Annotated in this window: 14 protein-coding genes; 3 read left to right on the top strand and 11 right to left on the bottom strand. The window is 68.3% G+C overall.

The features are described 5' to 3' along the window. Nucleotides 1-58: 58 nt before the first annotated feature. On the bottom strand, nucleotides 59-310 hold the full coding sequence (locus OHA70_RS31605; protein ID WP_328323792.1) for a DUF7455 domain-containing protein: 252 nt from the start codon (nucleotides 308-310) through the stop codon (nucleotides 59-61). Nucleotides 311-753: 443 nt separating this feature from the next. Between OHA70_RS31605 and OHA70_RS31600 the strand changes: the two genes are divergently transcribed. Next, a complete protein-coding gene (locus tag OHA70_RS31600) occupies nucleotides 754-2838 on the top strand; it encodes a DNA gyrase/topoisomerase IV subunit B (RefSeq protein WP_328323790.1) in 2085 nt (694 codons plus the stop codon). A gap of 25 nt (nucleotides 2839-2863) precedes the next feature. Here the strand turns inward: OHA70_RS31600 and OHA70_RS31595 are convergent, their stop codons facing one another. Beyond that, nucleotides 2864-3841, bottom strand: coding sequence for an alpha/beta hydrolase (locus OHA70_RS31595; protein ID WP_328323788.1), 978 nt, complete (start codon nucleotides 3839-3841; stop codon nucleotides 2864-2866). Continuing rightward, on the bottom strand, nucleotides 3838-4449 hold the full coding sequence (locus tag OHA70_RS31590) for a TetR/AcrR family transcriptional regulator (RefSeq protein ID WP_328323785.1): 612 nt from the start codon (nucleotides 4447-4449) through the stop codon (nucleotides 3838-3840). Before OHA70_RS31590 ends, OHA70_RS31595 begins: the two co-directional genes overlap by 4 nt. Before the next feature lie 66 nt (nucleotides 4450-4515). Here OHA70_RS31590 and OHA70_RS31585 point away from each other — a divergent pair, with 66 nt between their 5' ends. Both OHA70_RS31585 and OHA70_RS31580 read left to right on the top strand, forming a co-directional pair. Continuing rightward, nucleotides 4516-5913, top strand: coding sequence for an MDR family MFS transporter (locus OHA70_RS31585; protein ID WP_328323783.1), 1398 nt, complete (start codon nucleotides 4516-4518; stop codon nucleotides 5911-5913). 4 nt (nucleotides 5914-5917) lie between these two features. Beyond that, nucleotides 5918-6568, top strand: a complete 651-nt coding sequence (locus tag OHA70_RS31580; protein WP_328323781.1) for an HAD family hydrolase — start codon at nucleotides 5918-5920, stop codon at nucleotides 6566-6568. 49 nt (nucleotides 6569-6617) lie between these two features. Here OHA70_RS31580 and OHA70_RS31575 read toward each other — a convergent pair whose 3' ends face one another. The 8 genes from OHA70_RS31575 to OHA70_RS31540 all read right to left on the bottom strand — a co-directional run bounded on the left by OHA70_RS31575 (nucleotide 6618) and on the right by OHA70_RS31540 (nucleotide 17183). After that, the gene (locus OHA70_RS31575) at nucleotides 6618-7931 is read right to left on the bottom strand and encodes a hypothetical protein (RefSeq protein ID WP_328323779.1); all 1314 of its coding nucleotides are present in this window, start codon (nucleotides 7929-7931) and stop codon (nucleotides 6618-6620) included. A 47-nt stretch (nucleotides 7932-7978) separates the two neighbouring features. Continuing rightward, nucleotides 7979-8485 carry a beta-class carbonic anhydrase gene (locus OHA70_RS31570; RefSeq protein WP_328323777.1) on the bottom strand — a complete coding sequence of 169 codons (507 nt, stop codon included), beginning with the start codon at nucleotides 8483-8485 and terminating at the stop codon, nucleotides 7979-7981. Beyond that, complete coding sequence (locus OHA70_RS31565) at nucleotides 8482-9417, bottom strand: sucrase ferredoxin (protein ID WP_328323775.1); 936 nt, start codon at nucleotides 9415-9417, stop codon at nucleotides 8482-8484. Before OHA70_RS31565 ends, OHA70_RS31570 begins: the two co-directional genes overlap by 4 nt. 45 nt (nucleotides 9418-9462) lie before the next feature. Then, nucleotides 9463-11130, bottom strand: a complete 1668-nt coding sequence (locus tag OHA70_RS31560; RefSeq protein ID WP_328323773.1) for an MFS transporter — start codon at nucleotides 11128-11130, stop codon at nucleotides 9463-9465. Further along, nucleotides 11127-11834 carry an LppX_LprAFG lipoprotein gene (locus OHA70_RS31555; RefSeq protein ID WP_328323771.1) on the bottom strand — a complete coding sequence of 236 codons (708 nt, stop codon included), beginning with the start codon at nucleotides 11832-11834 and terminating at the stop codon, nucleotides 11127-11129. Before OHA70_RS31555 ends, OHA70_RS31560 begins: the two co-directional genes overlap by 4 nt. Before the next feature lie 4 nt (nucleotides 11835-11838). Further along, nucleotides 11839-14289, bottom strand: coding sequence for a DNA gyrase/topoisomerase IV subunit A (locus tag OHA70_RS31550; RefSeq protein WP_328323769.1), 2451 nt, complete (start codon nucleotides 14287-14289; stop codon nucleotides 11839-11841). A gap of 153 nt (nucleotides 14290-14442) precedes the next feature. Further along, entirely contained in the window at nucleotides 14443-16416 is a 1974-nt protein-coding gene (locus tag OHA70_RS31545) for an FtsX-like permease family protein (protein WP_328323767.1), read from the bottom strand. After that, nucleotides 16416-17183: an ABC transporter ATP-binding protein gene (locus OHA70_RS31540; protein ID WP_328323765.1), complete on the bottom strand. Its 768-nt coding sequence runs from the start codon at nucleotides 17181-17183 to the stop codon at nucleotides 16416-16418. Before OHA70_RS31540 ends, OHA70_RS31545 begins: the two co-directional genes overlap by 1 nt. Between the last annotated feature and the right edge of the window lie 74 nt (nucleotides 17184-17257).

The following is a 17257-nucleotide window of genomic DNA, read 5'->3' as shown; positions in this document are numbered from 1 at the left end:
GTGACCGCCATCGAAGATTAGTCGTGGGAAGCGCCCTCGTTGGCGCCGCGAGGCCGGGTTACCGGTCGCCCTCCGCAGGGACCGACTCGGCGGGCTTGGCATCTTCGAGCTTGCCCGTCTCGTCGTGGATGGTGATCGCGATGTTGCGCAGCTTGTCCGCGTGCTCCCGTCCGTGGTGGGCGCAGAAAAGTAGCTCCCCACCGGAGGTCAGGGTCACACGAACGTAGGCCTGCGCGCCGCAGCGGTCACAACGGTCCGCAGCCGACAGGGTCGAACTCGGGGCGAGTGCTGTAGTCACTTGAGGCCTCATCTCATCTAGTTCCGTACTCACCAGATAGCAACATCCTGACATGCGGTTCGCTTCCCGGTAGGGGCAGCGTGTCCGAATGTGAGACGAACCACCTGTTCCCTTATGACGCATATTGACGGGGAATCGTTTCGGATTCGGGTGATCTGCTGTTTCCAACGGGTGTCGGGCGTGTCTACTTTCACTGTGCGCTACATGTACGTCACTGCGTGCGCATGAACGGAGTGTCGGAAAACACGTCGATCGAGTCCGGATCGATATCTGCTGTAACACCTTTCTGAGCCCACCGTATCTGGTGCTGGGTCAGTACCCACGACAGTTGCCCGATACACCAGCCGCGACCGGGTGGTGTTGGCGGATTTTGGGGGTGGGGCTGCGTAGGCTGTTCCCGTGCGACGGCTCCGGCCCGAGCGCGCTGTCTGCTTGTGAACCAGAGAAGGAGCCCTGTGGCCGCCCCGACGCCTCGCAGTACCGAGCTCGACCCGACGTACAACGCCCGCAACCTCTTGGTGCTCGAAGGCCTGGAGGCGGTCCGGAAACGGCCGGGGATGTACATCGGCTCGACCGACAGTCGCGGCCTGATGCACTGCCTGTGGGAGATCATCGACAACGCCGTCGACGAGGCGCTGGCCGGACACGGTGAGCGGATCGACGTCGTGCTGCACAACGACGGATCGGTCGAGGTGCGCGACAAGGCCCGCGGCATCCCGGTCGACATCGAGCCGAAGACCGGGCTCAGCGGCGTCGAGGTGGTCTTCACCAAACTGCACGCCGGCGGCAAGTTCGGCGGCGGGTCCTACAACGCCTCCGGTGGTCTGCACGGTGTCGGCGCCTCCGTCGTGAACGCGCTGTCCGCGCGGCTCGACGTCGAGGTCGACCGTGGCGGCGTGACCTGGACCACCTCGTTCCGGCGGGGTGTGGCCGGCGAGTTCGAGACCGAGGGCGCCGACGCGGCCTTCACCCCGTCGGTCGGGCTGCGCAAGGCAGGCCGGGCCAAGCGGGGCTCGATCGGCACCCGGATCCGGTACTGGGCTGACCGGCAGATCTTCACCAAGGACGCGACCTTCAACTACGACGAGCTGGTCACCCGGGCGCGGCAGACGTCGTTCCTGGTGCCGGGCCTCGAGCTGGTCGTGCGCGACGAGCGCACCGACGAGGTGACCGAGGAGTCCTTCAAGCACGAGGGCGGGATCAGCGAGTTCTGCGAGTTCCTGGCCACCGACCAGAAGGTCACCGACGTTGTCCGGCTGACCGGTACCGGCCACTTCAGCGAGACCGTGCCGATGCTCGACGACGCCGGCCACATGACGCCGACCGATGTCGAGCGCGACCTCGAGGTGGACATCGCGGTCCGCTGGGGCGACGGCTACGAGACCGAGCTGCGGTCGTTCGTGAACATCGTGGCGACGCCGAAGGGCGGCACCCACGTGGCCGGCTTCGAGCGGGCGCTGCCGAAGGTGTTCACCAGCGCGCTGACCGGCACCCGGCTGCTGAAGAGCGGCGAGGAGCTGATCAAGGACGACGTGCTCGAGGGCATGACGTCGGTGGTCACGGTGCGGCTGTCCGAGCCGCAGTTCGACGGCCAGACCAAGGAAGTACTCGGTACTCCGGCCGCTTCGCGGATCGTCGCGAAGGTGGTGCAGACCGAGCTGGAGGCGTTCCTCAGCTCGACCAAGGGCGTGGCCAAGGCGCAGGCCCGCGCGGTGATGGAGAAGGTCGTCGCGGCCTCCCGGACCCGGGTCGCGGCTCGCCAGCACCGCGAGCTGCAGCGGCGCAAGACGGCGCTGGAGTCATCGGCGCTGCCGGCCAAGCTGGCTGACTGCCGCAGCAACGACGTGGACCGGTCCGAGCTGTTCATCGTCGAGGGTGATTCAGCGCTCGGTACGGCGAAGCTGGCCCGGAGCTCGGAGTTCCAGGCGCTGCTGCCGATCCGGGGCAAGATCCTGAACGTGCAGAAGGCGTCGGTCGGCGACATGCTGAAGAACGCCGAGTGCGCCTCGATCATCCAGGTGGTCGGCGCCGGCTCCGGCCGCACCTTCGATCTGGAGCAGGCGCGCTACGGCAAGATCATCTTCATGGCCGACGCCGACTCCGACGGCGCGCACATCCGCTGCCTGCTGGCGACGCTGTTCTTCCGCTACATGCGCCCGCTGGTCGACGCGGGCCGGGTCTACACCGCCGTACCGCCGCTGCACCGCTTCGAGCTGACGAACCCGAAGAAGGGGCAGGAGAAGTACATCTACACGTACTCCGACGCGGAGTACCAGCGGAAGTCGGCCGAGCTGATGAAGAAGGGCGTCAAGTGGAAAGAGCCCCCGCAGCGCTACAAGGGTCTCGGTGAGATGGACGCCGACCAGCTCGCGGAGACCACCGTCGACCCGCGCCACCGCACCCTGCGCCGGATGACCGTCGACGACGGCGAAGAAGCCGCCGGCGTCTTCGACCTCCTGATGGGCAACGACGTGGCCCCCCGCAAGGAGTTCATCGTCCAGGGCGCGTACGAACTGGACGAGAACCGCATCGACGCCTGACCGTCTTGCCGGCGCCGTGGACCGCTCACTCGGAGCGGTGCACGGCGCCGAGCCATGTGGTGACGGTGTCGTAGGCCTCGGCTCTGGGCGCGGCTTGGCTGAGGAAGACGTCGTGGCGGGCGTTGGGGATGACTACGGCGGTGGTGCGGGCTCCCAGGCGCGGGGACCAGCGGGCGATTTGCTTGACGTCGAGGACGTTGTCGGCTTGGTCGACGGCGTCGGTGTACGACTTGGCGAAATGGGTCTTGTCGGAGTGGAGGACAAGGGTCGGTACGCCGACCTCCAGGCCTTGGTGGACCTTGCGGTGCCCTCGTCGGACCGCGTTGAGCCAGCCGACGGTGACCGGGAAACCGATCAGTGGCTTGAGGGCGGTGTCGAAGTCCCATTCGCCGGTGCCGGAGATGTGGATGGAGTTTCCGTAGACGCCGCCGACGGGGGCCGGCAGGACTCGCTTCGGGATGAAGCGGGCGAGGGGGACCAGGGCCCAGGTGATGGGGCCGCGGAGCATGGTGCTGCCCTGCTGGTCTAGCCACGGGCTGTTGAGGACCAGTGCCTCGACAGGGACGGCTTGGCCGCTGCGGCGGCGCCGGTCCAGCCAGAGAGGCGCGATGAGTCCGCCTGTCGAGTGGGCGACGACGGTGACCTGCAGGCCCGGGTGTTCGCGGGTGATGAGGTCGACGCTTCGGTTGAGCTCAGCGTCGTACTGGGCCAGGTCGGAGACGTAGTGGGCGGTCTGGCCGGGACGGCGGGCGCGGCCGCACTTGCGGAGGTCGAGGGCGTAGAACGCCGCGCCGCGGCCGGTGAAGAAGTCGGCGAGGTCGGTCTGGAAGAAGTAGTCGGCGAAGCCGTGGACATAGAGCACAACGCGGTTGGGCTCGGCCGGCGCGGTACGCCGGACCAGGGTCGCCTCGACCTCGCCTTCACCGTCGGGGTCAGCGCCGAGCGCGATGGTGTGCTGCTGGTAGTCGTCACCGAGCAGATCGGGCTTCCAGTCGAGTGTCATCGTGATCCTTCTCGCTCAGTGGATTGGACGAGGGGGAGGAAGATCTCGTCGACGATCTCTTCGATCACGTCGTCCGGGACCGGTTTGAGGGTCATCAGGGCTTCGTGGCGGTAAAGGTCGAAGGGTAGCGAGCGGATGCGCGGGGTGAGGCGGGCCGGGTCCAGTTCGCCGCGCGCGGCCGCGCGGTCCAGGGCCAGGTCGGCGCCTGTCGACCTGTGCTCGAAGGCGCTCTCACGCAGATCAGCCGGGCTGGTGCCGGTCTCCTGGAAGTACGGGCCGAGGTAGTACGAGAGCAGCACCGTGAAGCCCGCGCGGTGCTCGTTGGCGAAATGCATCAGCGCGATCAGGTCGGTGCGGAGTGCGCCGGTGTCGGGCGGGACCGGGAGGTCCCGCAGCATTGTGTGGTCGACGGCGGCGCGGACCAGTTCGGCCTTGGTCGGCCAGCGGCGGTAGATGACCGGACGGCTGGTGCCCGCCCGGTGCGCGACCGCGTCGAAGGTCAGCGCGGCGTACCCGGTTTCGATCAGCTCGTCCCAGGCCGCGGCCAGCAGGGCGTCCTCGAGTTCGGCGCCACGACGACGGCGTAAAGGCTCGCTCTCAAGATCCACTTGCGTATCTTATCGCATCGCTCTACGGTGCGATAAGAAACAGTCGCGCATCTTCTGGGGGTTTGAATGTCCGATCAGGTTGCCACCACCACAGGTATCGATCCACAGCTCAAGAAGTTGGCGATCGCCCTGATCACCGGGGCGATGGCGGTCATCCTCGACACCACGATCGTCAGCGTCGGGCTGCACGACATCGGTGCTGCCCTCGGAGCGTCGGTGTCGACTCTGCAGTGGGTCAGTACGGCGTACCTGATCGCGATGTTCACGACGATCCCGCTCACCGGCTGGGCCCAGAGTCGCCTGGGCGGCAAGCGGCTGTGGCTGATCGCCCTGAGTGTCTTCACCGCCGGCTCGCTGCTGTGCGCGCTGTCCTGGGATGCGCCGAGTCTGATCGCGTTCCGTGCCCTGCAAGGCGTCGGTGGTGGCGTGATGTTGCCGCTGATGACGACGATCCTGATGCAGGCGGCCCAGGGCCGGAACCTCGGTCGCCTGATGGCCGCCGTCAGCCTGCCGGCCGCGGTCGGTCCGATCCTCGGGCCGGTGTTCGGCGGCATCATCCTGCACTACCTGAGCTGGCACTGGATGTTCCTGATCAACCTCCCGCTCGGCATCATCGGCCTGATCCTCGCGATCCGCCTGTTCCCCGCCGACGAACCGGGCCGCCGGGTCCGGCTCGACGTGGTCGGGCTGCTGCTCGTCTCGCCCGGTGTCGTCGGCGTGATCTACGGGCTGAGCCAGGTCGGCACCAAGGGCGGCTTCGGCCAGTCCGCGGTACTCGTCCCCATGGTGGCCGGGCTCGTGCTGCTGGCTGCGTTCTGGTGGTGGGCGTCCCGGCGTGGCGAGCAGGCCCTCATCGACCTCCAGCTGTTCCGCCATCGGGCGCTCGCCGTCTCGACCGCCTTGTTGTTCCTCACCGGCATCGCCCTGTACGGCGCAATGCTGGTCCTCCCGCTCTACTGGCAACAGGTCCGTGGCGAGGACGCCTTGGGAGCCGGTCTGCTCCTCGCACCACAAGGCATCGGCGCCCTCGCGTCCCGAACGCTGGCCGGCCGCCTCACCGACAAGATCGGCGGACGCTGGGTGGCGGTCACCGGGTTCGCTCTGATGACGATCGCGACGGTCCCGTTCGCCTTCGCCTCGGAGAGCACGAACACCTGGTACCTGATGGCGGTACTGCTCGTCCGCGGTCTCGGCCTGGGAGCAGTCGTCATCCCGCTGATGACCGGCGCGTACGTCGGACTCGAACGCCACGAGATGCCGGACGCGAGCATCATCACCCGGATCGCCCAGCAGGTCGGCGGCTCGTTCGGTACCGCCGTACTGGCCGTGATCCTCACCAGCGCTGCGGCCAACGCCACCAGCCTCGTCGATGCTTACGGCGCAGCCTTCTGGTGGGCGACCGGCTTCACCGCCGTCGCCGCGTTGCTCTCTCTGCTGCTCCCGAAACCCGCTGTGACACCCTGAGGCAATGCCCCGCCTCGCCTGCTTCGACCTCGACAACACGCTGATCGATCGCGATCGCGCCTTCCACGACTGGGTCGAGTGGTGGGTCCAGCGGAAAGGTCTCGGGCCTGAGGCGGTCGACTGGTTGCACGAGCATGACGGCGGCGGATACCGCCCGCGGGAAGAACTGTTCGCGGGGATGAAGGAACGGTTCGGGCTCGATGCGGATGTCGCCGCGCTGGTGCATGCCTACGACCGTGAGTACCCGGTGTTCGCCTCGATCGACCCTGCCGTGGTGCCGGGACTCGCCTCGCTCCGCACGGCGGGCTGGCGAGTGGCGGTGGTTACCAATGGTGGGGTTGTGCAGCAGTCGATCAAGCTGGAGCGGACCGGGGTCGGGGCGGTCGTCGACTACTGCTGCATCTCCGAGGCGGTCGGGGTGCGAAAGCCGGACCCGCGGATCTTCAAGATCGCTGCCGCGCAGACCGGCGCGACGCTGGTCGACGGCTGGATGGTGGGGGATCACCCCGCGTACGACATCGCAGGTGGGATCGCGGCCGGGCTGTCCACGATCCTGATCGGCAACCATCACCCGACGGCCGCCTCGCCGGATCGGGTGCCCACGCACCACTTCGCGTCGGTGCTGCAGGCGTTCCCGGTCATCCTTGCAAGCTGAGCGACGCGGCAAGCCGGGCAGTAGCCCTGCGGCTTGCCGCGTCGACGGGTCAGCCGAGGGCGGTTCGGAGTACGGAGTGGGCGCCTTCGACGATCTGGTCGCGGTTGGCCTCGTACGTCGGGTCGGTGATCGCGGTCTTGTTGGCGGCGTCGAACTGCAGGACCGGTACGTGGAGATGGCCGGCCGGCATCGACGGGTCGAGCAGATCGCGTTGGAGCGTGTTGCGGTAGGCGATCTCGTTGCTGAGGTAGCCACCGCCGGTACCTTCGGAGGCGATCGAGCCAGGAGTCGGGCCGTCAGGGCGGCGTACCGGGAGAGTCTCGCCGGCGGGGATCTCGAGGACCGAGGTGTTCACGCGGGTCCGGAACTGGGCCGGCACCGTCGCGCCCGCCATCCGGGCGAGCGGCAGGCTCGAGGTGATCCACTCCGGGCCGGGAGGCATGCTCGGGGAGACGACCGGAGCGTTGATCGTGCCGCCACCCCAGAGGTTGTTGTTGTCGCCGATCGAGCTGACCGAGCGACGACGCCCGTTGAACGCCTCGAGGTCGAAGATCCCGACCCGGCCCTGGCTCACTGTCATGACGAGATCGGCGTGCTGCGGGCCGCCGCGATAGTGCGGGGCGAGCGCGTTCTCGACCATGTTCTCGTCGAAGTCGGTGTAGCGGACCGGGAAGACGGCGGTCTGGATCTCGTACGTCTTGCCGTTCACCTTCCACCGCTGACCGTCCAGCGTGAGCGCGTTCGCCCCGGACGGGTTGCCGATCCGGATGTCGGCATCCAGCGTGAACGGGTCGAACCCGGTGACCAGGATCTTCTGGACGCCCGGGGAGAACCGCGTGCTGGTGATCCCGCGCGACGAGTACTCGAGAGACCGGATCAGCTCCGCGCGTTCCGCCGTACCGAGGCTGAAGTGATGCGGCTGCCACTGGCGGAGCGCGAGCGCCATCGAGATGCGGGCCCAGTAGAGACCACGGTCGTCGGTGGACGGCAGGGCGGGAGCAACCTGCGGGTGCTGGGCGCGGTAGGTGGCAGTGCGCCACAGCACCTCACCCTGTACGCGCACGAGAGCGTTCGCCGCGGCACGGTTCGGCACTGCGCAGAGCAGCTTGCTGAACAACGCCACCTGGCGATCGAAACCGGACCGGGCCAGGATCTCGGCCGGTACCGACGTACCGCCGGCGACACCACGGCCGAGCCGCTGCTCCTCGACCGTGCCGGCCACGCCGGAGTCGAAGCAGGTCGGCTTGACCGCAGTCTCGGCCGCCGGGGCCGCGGTCGCCGCTGGAGTGGCGGTCAGGGCGGTGGCGAGTGCCAGTGCGCCGAGCAGGACGAAGCGGGGAAGAGAGCTTGGGCGGAGTCTCATACGTGATGTCTATCAGATCTCCGCCCCCGGACCGAGGGATCCGTGCGTCAGGTGATCTGCTCCAGCAAGCCTGTATCGACGTCGTACATGAAGCCGCCGACCAGGATGTCGTCGCCGATCAAGGGGTGTTCGCGGACTGCGGCGACGTCGTGGCGCAGTGCCTCGAGCTGGTCGGGGATGACGTTGAGGGGAAGGTACCCGGCCGGTTTGCCGGCCGCCACCTCGACCTTGGCGCGCATCTCGTCCTCGGTCATCGAGGCCATCGCGCAGCGGGTGTGCGGCACGATCATGATCCGCTTCACGCCGAGCAGCTGGACGCCGAGGACCAGGCCGGTCATGGTCACCTCGGTGACCCGGGCGCCGGCGCTGCGCAGCACCTTCATGTCGCCCGGCTTGAGGCCGAGCAGCTCCAGCGGCGGGATCCGGGAGTCCATACAGGTGACGAAACCGATGCCCGCGTGGGCGATCCCGTCGAAACCGCTGTACTGGAAATTCTTGCTGTACTCCACGTTGGCGGCCAGCAGGTCGTCGAAGTTACGAGGGGTGGCGCTCATGAGGCGGCTCCGGGGGTGACGCTTGCGGCACGCAGGATCGACATGGCGAACGGTTCCTTTCCGCAGGACTCCGGGCGGGGTGGATCGGCGGACTCGCTGATCACCTCGACGGTCCACAGCCGGCCGTCGCGGTGCCTGACCGTCACGGTCTCCAGGTCTTCCGCCACGACGCCGAGGGCGTCGAGTCCGGCCTCGCCGATGAGGTTGCGGACAGTGATCTCGGCGAGCTGGCCGCGCTTGGTCCAGGTGGACCGGCCGCGCAGCTTCTCGAGGACGGTCTCACCGCGGTCGGCCGCGGTGAGAATGGCTCCGGCCGTCTCCACGTCGAGCTGGCCGTACATGATCCCTGCGGGCAGCAGAGTAGCGGTCGGCGCAAACCGGTGACCGCCCAGGTGGTTCGCTTCCCACACCCGCCCGGGTGCCTGAGCGGCCAGCGCCTTGACGATCGGCCGGCCGAGCAGTGCGCAGCATTCGTCGCGCTTGCCGTTGGTACAGACCAGCAGGACAGGTTCGTTGACCGGGGCAAGTTCTGGCAGCGAGCGCATCGCCGCGTCTCGGTCGCCACGGCTGACGGCCGGCAGATCGAGTGCCAGCAGCATCTTCGGGTCGGCGACGCAGCCGCCGAGCAGCCAGGTCCGGCCCGGGACCGTGCTGGCGACATAGACCTGGTGGGAGCGCGGTGCCGCGTCGGCGTGCCTGCCAGGGGAGCGGATCAGCCCGAAACGCAGGTCCGCCTTCTTCGCGTCGGCGTCGATCTTGGCGCCGAACTCGGGATCGAGATGGCTCTGCGTCGGCGCTTTGTTGCCCCACGGGCCTGGCTGCTCAACGACGATCCAGCCGGTGGCGACCACCGCCGTACCGGGCATCGGTTCCTGCAGGTCACGGCAGAAGGTCGAGCACAGGCCCGGTCTGCCGCTGTTTGTTGCGCTCACAAGTAAGACGGTACGCGAGCGGAGACCTTGTCCCCATGACCATCGTCACCTGTGGACAGCGCCACGCCGCCCGAGCAGCAGAACAGCCAGTACCGCGGCCGCGAACGCGCAGATCGCCGCCCCGGCGAAGATCGTGTGAACTTGTGAAATGGCTGCTTCCTGCAGTCCGTCGATGAACGGACGACAGGTGGTCGGGGCCTTGCCCGGGCAGAGGTCGTTCGGTGACGGAAGGTCGTCGACGAGCGTGTAGTAGCGCCGCAGCCCGAGGGCGGTCAGGGCCGAGACGCCGATCAGCATGCCGATCATCCGGGCGACCACGACCAGCGCGCTGACGAGTCCGTGGCTGTCCGGCCGGGTGGCGCCGAGGATCGCGGTGTTGACCGGCGACAGGGCGAGCCCGAACCCGAAGCCGCAGACGAGCAGCGCGATGGTGGCCGGGGCATGCTTGAGGGCGTCCTTCTCCCACAGGGCCATCAGGACGAACATGGCGCCGGCGAGCCCGAGCCCGGCGCCGGTGATGAGGCCCAGTCCGTAGCGACGCGTCAGCCAGCCTCCGACGACAGCACCGATGGGCAGGGCGATCAGGAAGCGCAGCAGGACCAGCGCGGCCGCGAGTTGGCCGCCTCTCTGCGTAGTACGGGCGAAGACGGGGACGTCGACCAGTGCTGCGATCAGGGCGGCCCCGACGAGGAAGCTGACCACCAGCGATCCCCAGGCCGGCTTGGCGCCGAGCAGACCGGGCGGGACGATCGCCTGCGCAGTACGGCGTTGCCAGAGGGCGAATAGCCCGGCGAAGACCGCAGCGGCGACCAGCAGCCACGGCCCAGCCGGTGCCATGACCTCACGCTCAGGATCAGCTGTCGCGAACGCCAGTACTACGCCCGCCAGCGCACAGGCGAGTAGCAGTGCGCCCACCAGGTCCACCTGCTTCACCAGATCCCTGAGGCTCGCCCGAGCCTTGAAGAGGATCAGTGCGAGCCAAAGGACCAGCAGCACGAGTGAGACGACGCCGATGGGCGTGAGGAGCCGGGACTCACCAGAGAACGGTACGAACGGCAGACCCAGCGTGACCCCGCTGGCTAGTCGCTCTGGAGCGGTCAGGGTCAGACCTAGCGCGATGCAGGCCAGCAACCCGACTGCAGCTGACAGCGGTGGCCGTCGGAGTCCGCGGAGGAGCAGAGCAAGGATGACGGCGACCGTGAGGTTGAGCCAGAAGATGTAGCGCCAGTCGGCGATCGCGAGAACAGCAGCGCCAAGCAAAGGCCCCAACACTGACCCAAGCTCTTGGACTGCACCGACTATGCCTAGTGGGAGTCCGCGCTTGTCAGCAGGCCAGAGGTCGGCCACCAGAGCCAGCGTCGCCGGTACGAGACCACCGCCGCCGACTCCTTGCAGGAACCGCCCAGTGACGACCAACGACAGGTCGTAGGAGCTGGCCGTGATGAGCGAGCCCACCGCGAAGAGCATCAGCGCGCCGACCAGTACCGGCGTACGCCCGACCACGTCGGCGATGCGGCCGATCAGCGGGAGTACTGCGATGTAGCCGAGCAGGAAGCCCGACACGATCGGAGCGGCTCGCTGCAGTTGATCCGCAGACAGGCCGACCCCGGACATCATGTCGGGCAACGCCAGTACGACGACGTAGGTGTCGGCCGCCGCGAAGGCGACCGCGACCGACGCGAGCGTCAGCCGCGCCCGGGGGCTGGCGGTCACGGCTTGGTGATCTCTACCTGCTCGCCGTACTTGTCGAAGGTCACGTCATAGCTGCTGGTGGCGCCGTCGTAGTACGGGCCGGTGATCGTCGCCGACACGAGTTGCTTGGTGTCCTTGTCGATCTTGAAGCTGCTCGGGAAGTCCTGGTCGGCCGGTGCCTTCGGGAAGATGCCCTGCAGCGTCTTGCCCTCGACCGAGCCGGTGACCTCGGTCAGCACCTTCGCGCCGTCGCGGGTGTCGCCCTTGATCTTGGCGTCCTTCAGCGTCGGCAGCACCCCCGTCAGGCCCTTGGCAGGGTCGAGCAGGATGGCTGGATCGGGTGCGCCCAGACCGGCCAGTTGCGACGGTGGCACCTCGTTGAACCCCGGCAGGAACGGCAGCTTCGCGTAGACCTTGCCGCCGACCGCGACGACCTCCGCATCGATCGGCGAACCGGCGGTACGGACTGTCAGCTTGCCCTTGAACGCCGGCGCATGGGTGGCGACGCCGTCACCGCTGGCGAGCACCTGACCGGAGCTCGGCAGGTCCCGCCCGGTGATCACGACGTGCACACTCGCGGCGTCGTCGATCGTCTTCTTGACCTCGGTCAGCAGCGCGACCGGATCGTCAGCGGTCTTGGCAGCGGCGTTGTCCTTCTTGCCGCCACAAGCTGCCAGTGACACAGCCAGTACGAGTACCGCACCGAACGTGACCAGTTTCTTCATGGGCTCAGCCTGCCAGGTCTGCGGCAACCGCCGCGATCGGCTGAGCCACCGGTACGCCGGAACCGTCGCGTCGGGGGTCCAGCGGGGGAAGCTCGACCGGGGCGCCGCTGTTGGCGCTGGCCTTGACCGGGGCCGCTCCGGCGAAGGCGAGCAGCAGCCCGTCCTCACCCTTGAGCAGCCGGTGGCATCGAACGCCTCCGGTCGCGCGGCCCTTGCCCGGGTACTCACTGAAGGGCGTCACCTTGACCTGGCCGACCTCGGTGCCCGGGAGCGCCGACGACGAGCCGGAGATGGTGACCAGGACCGACTCCTTGGCCGGGTCGACGGCGCCGAAGTACACGACCTTCTGGCCGGCCGCCAACCGGATGCCGGCCATGCCGCCGGCGGTCCGGCCTTGCGGGCGTACCGCGGAAGCGCTGTAGTGCAGCAGTTGCGCGTCGCTGGAGACGAAGACGAGCTCTTCCTCACCCGTGGTCAGCTCGACCGCGCCGACGACCTCGTCGCCGTCGTTGAGCCGGATGATCTCCCACGAGTCGCGGTTGCTCAGGTGATCCGGGGTGACCCGCTTGACGACACCGGTCGAAGTCCCGAGCGCGACACCGATCGAGTCCGGGTCCATCGTGGTGAGCGCCAGCGCCTTCTCACCGGCATCCAGCGAGATGAACTCGGCGACCGGCGCCCCACCCTGCAGGTTCGGCGCCGAGGCGGTCGTCGGTACTGCGGGAAGGTCGAGCGACTCCAGCCGGATCAACCGTCCCGCGCTGGTGATGAGCCCGTACTGACCGCGGGCGGTGCTCTTGATCGCCGAGACGATCGCATCGTGCTTGGCCCGGTCCTCGCCGCCACCGAACGCCTCGACGCCATTGGTCCGCGCGAGCAACCCGGTGGAGCTCAGCAGCACCCAGCACGGGTCGTCGGTGACCTCGAGCGGCACGGCCGCCGTCTTGGTCGCGCCGGACGACTCGAGCAGGACCGTGCGACGCGGGGTGCCATAGGTCTTGGCGACGTCGGCGAGCTCCTCGGAGACGGTCTTCTTCAGCAGCGTCTCGTCGTTCAGGATCGCGGACAGCTTCTCGATCTCGCGCTCGAGCTCGCCCTTCTCGGTCTCGAGTTCGAGCTTGGAGAACTTCGTCAGCCGGCGCAGCGGCATGTCCAGGATGTAGTTCGTCTGCACCTCGGACAGGTCGTAGATGTCCATCAACCGGGTCCGCGCGGCGGCCGCGTCGTCGCTGGTCCGGATGATCTGGATGACCTCGTCGATGTCCAGGATCGCGACCAGCAGGCCGTCGACGATGTGCAGCCGGTCCTGCGCCTTCTTGCGGCGGAACTCGGTGCGCCGGCGCGTCACGTCGTACCGGTGACCCAGGTAGACCTCGAGCAGTTCCTTCAGCCCGAGCGTGCGCGGCTGGCCGTCGACCAGGCAGACGGCGTTGATGGAGAACGAGTCCTCCAGCGGCGTCATCTTGTAGAGCTGCTCGAGCAGTGCCTCGGGCACGAAGCCGTTCTTGACCTCGATCACCAGCTGGGTCCCGTGCGCCCGGTCGGTCAGGTCCTTGACGTCGGCGATGCCCTGCAGCTTCTTGGCCTGGACCAGCGTCTTGATCTTCTCGATCACCTTCTCCGGGCCGACCGTGTAGGGCAGCTCGGTGACCACGATGCCCTTGCGCCGTGGGGTGACGTTCTCGATCCGGGCGGTGGCCCGCATCTTGAAGCTGCCGCGGCCGGTCAGATACGCGTCCTTGATGCCTTCCAGGCCGACGATCTTGCCGCCGGTCGGCAGGTCCGGGCCGGGGATGAAGCGCATCAGGTCGTCGATGTCGGCGCCCGGCGTCTTGATCAGGTGCCGCAGCGCCTGGATCACCTCGACCAGGTTGTGCGGGGCCATGTTGGTGGCCATCCCGACCGCGATGCCGGCGGCGCCGTTGACCAGCAGGTTCGGGAAGGCGGCCGGCAGTACGGACGGCTCTTCTTCCCGGCCGTCGTAGTTCGGCTTGTAGTCGACGACGTTCTCGTCCAGGCCATTCGTCATCGCCACGGCCGACGGAGCCATCCGGCACTCCGTGTACCGCATCGCGGCCGGGCCGTCGTCGAGCGAGCCGAAGTTTCCGTGGCCGTCGATCAGCGGCAGCCGCATCGACCAGGGCTGCGCGGTCCGGACCAGCGCGTCGTAGATCGCGCCGTCGCCGTGCGGGTGGTACTTACCCATGACCTCACCGACGACACGGGCGCTCTTCACGTGACCGCGGTCGGGCCGGATGTTGTTCTCGGCCATCGAGAACAGGATCCGGCGCTGGACCGGCTTCAGTCCGTCGCGGGCGTCCGGCAGGGCCCGGGAGTAGATCACCGAGTAGGCGTACTCCAGGAAGCTGCTGCGCATCTCGTCGGAGACGTCGACATCGAGGATGTGCTCCTCGAAGTCCTCGGGTTCGGCGGTGCTGCTGGTACGGCGTGCCATGCGGGTCTGCGTGCTCCTCATCGACTCAGCTCAGGTACGAGCTGCTTGGCGGCTGGGGCCCATTGTCACTGCCGGGGGTGCTCGATCCCAGCACCGACCCGGCTGTCCGCCGGATTTGGGCCCCCAGAGTCCGCACAGCGTACGCCGTAACGGCTAGTCGACCGCGCCGGAGGGATGGGATCGGCGGAGGATGAAGGAGGTCGGTACGAGCGCGGATCCCACCGCCAGGACGAGACAGACCGAGCCGATCCCCAGCAGCGTCGCCCAGGGCACGGTCGTCGGAACATCTGACAAGTCAGCAGTCATCGCGTGCCGGATCAGCAGGCCGACCGTCACCGTGATCACCGTTCCCAGGCTGATCGCGACCACTCCGACCAGCGACGATTCCCACAACACCATCCGGCGGATCTGCGCAGGCGTGGCACCGAGCAGGCGGGAGGTGACGAACTCGTGGCGGCGTTGGAGGCTGCCCATCAGGAGGGTGTTGGCGATCGCGATGGCGCTGTACAACGCGGCCGGGCCGAGCAGCAGGATCAGCCCGAGCTGGTTGCCCGTCCGGATCCCTTCACCCTGCTCTTGCTCCCACTCGGTGGCCGGTACGGCGTCCGCGCCCGTACCTGCCAGTCGCTCGTCGAGCGCCTTGATGAGCGTGGCCGCGTCGACACCCTCGGCCGGTTGGACGAACCAGCGGGTCGGGCCGGCTTGGGGGGCGTGCCGGCGGGCGAGGTCGAGCGACATGAACAGCGGGGGATTGACCTCGGGTGCTCCCTTGAGGATTGCGACCACCTCGAGCCGGTCCGTCGTCCGGTCGGCGAAGGTGACGTCGATCGAGTCGCCGACCCGATACTTGTGCCCGTCCACTTGATTGCTCACAGCAACCTTCTTGCCGGTCATCCCGGCCAGGTCTCCGCTGAGCGTGGTGATCGCGCGGGCCTTGGTGGCGATCGCCGGGTCGATCCCTTCGGCGTCCTCCAGTTCGGCGCTGTCGCGGTCGGTACGGATCAGCCGGACCGGGACGGCGCCGTCGGCGTACCCGACTCCGGGCGTACCGAGGATGCGGTCGCCCAGCGGCGCGGAGTCCTCTGGTGCGGTCACCACGATCGGCGTACGGACGGTGTCCCGGATCGTCGCCGTGGCGGCGTCGGCGGCGAAGCTGAGGGTGAGGACCATCGAGCCGGCGATCGCGGAGATGGCCAGGATCGGAGCGGCCAGCGAAGCGCTGCGGCGGGGCGCCGCGACAACATTGCTGCGGGCAAGTCGTCCGGAGACCTGCGTCCAGGCGACCAGCGGCAGCGCCCACAGCCAACTCACCAACGGGACAACGAGCGGCGCGAGCAAGGTCAGCGCGATGACCAGCAGCATCGGGGTGAACATCGCGAGCGGGACGACGGCTTCGCCGGTGCCCGGGCGGATCAGGGCGAGCAGCACGATCGCCGCGGCCAGGAAGAGTACGCCGAAGATCACCCGGACAGGCCCGATCCGCGGCGGCTCGAGCGCTGCCTCACGTAGGGCATCGACGGCTCCGACCTTCCCGGCCCGGCGAGCGGCCGATCGCGCGCCGAGGAGCGCGACGACCAGTCCGGCGCCGACCGCGATCGCGAGGGGCACCCAGGGGCTGGCCGCTTCGAGCTTCACCGGCGCCAGTTCCGTGTATGACGCCTTGGCCAGCACCAGCGGAGTCACCAGCTGAGCGAGTACCGCGCCCGTCAGCGATGCCGCGAGCGCGACGACGAGCGCCTCGCCGAGCACCATCCGCTTGACCTGCTTCGGCGTCGCACCGATCAACCGGATCAGACCGACCTCCCGGCGCCGGGACGCAACGGCGAACGCGAAGGTGCTCGCGATGACGAAGATGGTGATGAAGCCGCTGAGCACGCCGACCATGCTGAGCACGACCTGGAGGCCGGATGCGTCCTCACCTGAGAGCAGGACTCGCGCGGTGGTCGGCGGATCGGCGTGGGGCAGGTTGACGGTGATGTAGTCGGCGGCCGGGCCGTGGTACGCGATGGTGGCGGCGGTTGCGGTAGCGGCCAGCCCGAGGAGGAAGACACCGACGGCGAGCGCGACGAAGGAACCGGCGTACAGGGACAGGTGCCGGCGGACGGTTTGCCGGCTCAGGAAGAACATCAGCGCTCCAGGTCGCTCATGGCCGCGGCGATCTGGGCCGGGGTGCCACGGTCGATCTGTCCGGCGACCAGGCCGTCGGACAGGAAGAGGACACGTTCGGCGTACGCCGCGGCGACCGGGTCGTGGGTGACCATGACAACGGTCTGGCCCGCTCGATCAGTTGCCTCACGCAACAACCCGAGGATCTGCCGGCTGGTGCTGCTGTCCAGCGCGCCGGTCGGCTCGTCGGCGAAGAAGACAGCCGGCTGGGTGATCAGGGCACGCGCGATCGCGACCCGTTGCTGCTGCCCGCCGGAGAGCTCGGCCGGGCGGCGCCGGGCCTTGCCTTCGAGGCCGACTTGGTCGAGTACCCGATGAACTTCGTCGCGGCGCGGCTTGCGGCCGGTCAGCCGCAACGGCAGCGCGATGTTGTCGTAGACGGTGAGCGAGGGGAGCAGGTTGTACGCCTGGAACACGAAGCCCATCTGCTCCCGGCGCAGCTTGGTGAGCGCGACCTCGCCGAGCCCGCGCAGGCTGGTACCGCCGAGCATCACCTCGCCGGACGTCGGCTGGTCGAGCCCGGCCGCGCACTGCAGCAGGGTGGACTTGCCCGAGCCGGACGCACCCATGACAGCGGTGAAGGAGCCGCGGACGAAGTGGTAGGTGACGCCTCGCAGCGCCTCGACCGAGCCGGCCTTGGAGCGGTACGTCTTGGTGATCCCGTCCAGTAGCAGGGCAGGCGGTTCACTCGGTACGACGGGGTAGCGCGTCGGCGCGGTGCTGGTCATGGTTCCAGCCAACTCGTTTGGTGGCCTCGCCACCCTGGCTTACGCGGGACACCTGGAGTAGCGCGCACGCTACC

The sequence above is a fragment of the Kribbella sp. NBC_00382 genome (assembly GCF_036067295.1).
GTDB lineage: Bacteria > Actinomycetota > Actinomycetes > Propionibacteriales > Kribbellaceae > Kribbella.
The sequence above is the reverse complement of the archived record's forward strand: the minus strand, read 5'-3'. Positions and strand labels throughout refer to the sequence as shown.

What these genes read in the sequence shown, in the direction of transcription:
- OHA70_RS31605 (WP_328323792.1), bottom strand. Translation starts at nt 310, where the DNA reads ATGAGGCCTCAAGTGACTACAGCACTCGCCCCGAGTTCGACCCTGTCG.
- OHA70_RS31575 (WP_328323779.1), bottom strand. Translation starts at nt 7,931, where the DNA reads ATGAGACTCCGCCCAAGCTCTCTTCCCCGCTTCGTCCTGCTCGGCGCA.
- OHA70_RS31545 (WP_328323767.1), bottom strand. Translation starts at nt 16,416, where the DNA reads ATGTTCTTCCTGAGCCGGCAAACCGTCCGCCGGCACCTGTCCCTGTAC.
- OHA70_RS31550 (WP_328323769.1), bottom strand. Translation starts at nt 14,289, where the DNA reads ATGGCACGCCGTACCAGCAGCACCGCCGAACCCGAGGACTTCGAGGAG.
- OHA70_RS31555 (WP_328323771.1), bottom strand. Translation starts at nt 11,834, where the DNA reads ATGAAGAAACTGGTCACGTTCGGTGCGGTACTCGTACTGGCTGTGTCA.
- OHA70_RS31585 (WP_328323783.1), top strand. Translation starts at nt 4,516, where the DNA reads ATGTCCGATCAGGTTGCCACCACCACAGGTATCGATCCACAGCTCAAG.
- OHA70_RS31595 (WP_328323788.1), bottom strand. Translation starts at nt 3,841, where the DNA reads ATGACACTCGACTGGAAGCCCGATCTGCTCGGTGACGACTACCAGCAG.
- OHA70_RS31570 (WP_328323777.1), bottom strand. Translation starts at nt 8,485, where the DNA reads ATGAGCGCCACCCCTCGTAACTTCGACGACCTGCTGGCCGCCAACGTG.
- OHA70_RS31580 (WP_328323781.1), top strand. Translation starts at nt 5,918, where the DNA reads ATGCCCCGCCTCGCCTGCTTCGACCTCGACAACACGCTGATCGATCGC.
- OHA70_RS31540 (WP_328323765.1), bottom strand. Translation starts at nt 17,183, where the DNA reads ATGACCAGCACCGCGCCGACGCGCTACCCCGTCGTACCGAGTGAACCG.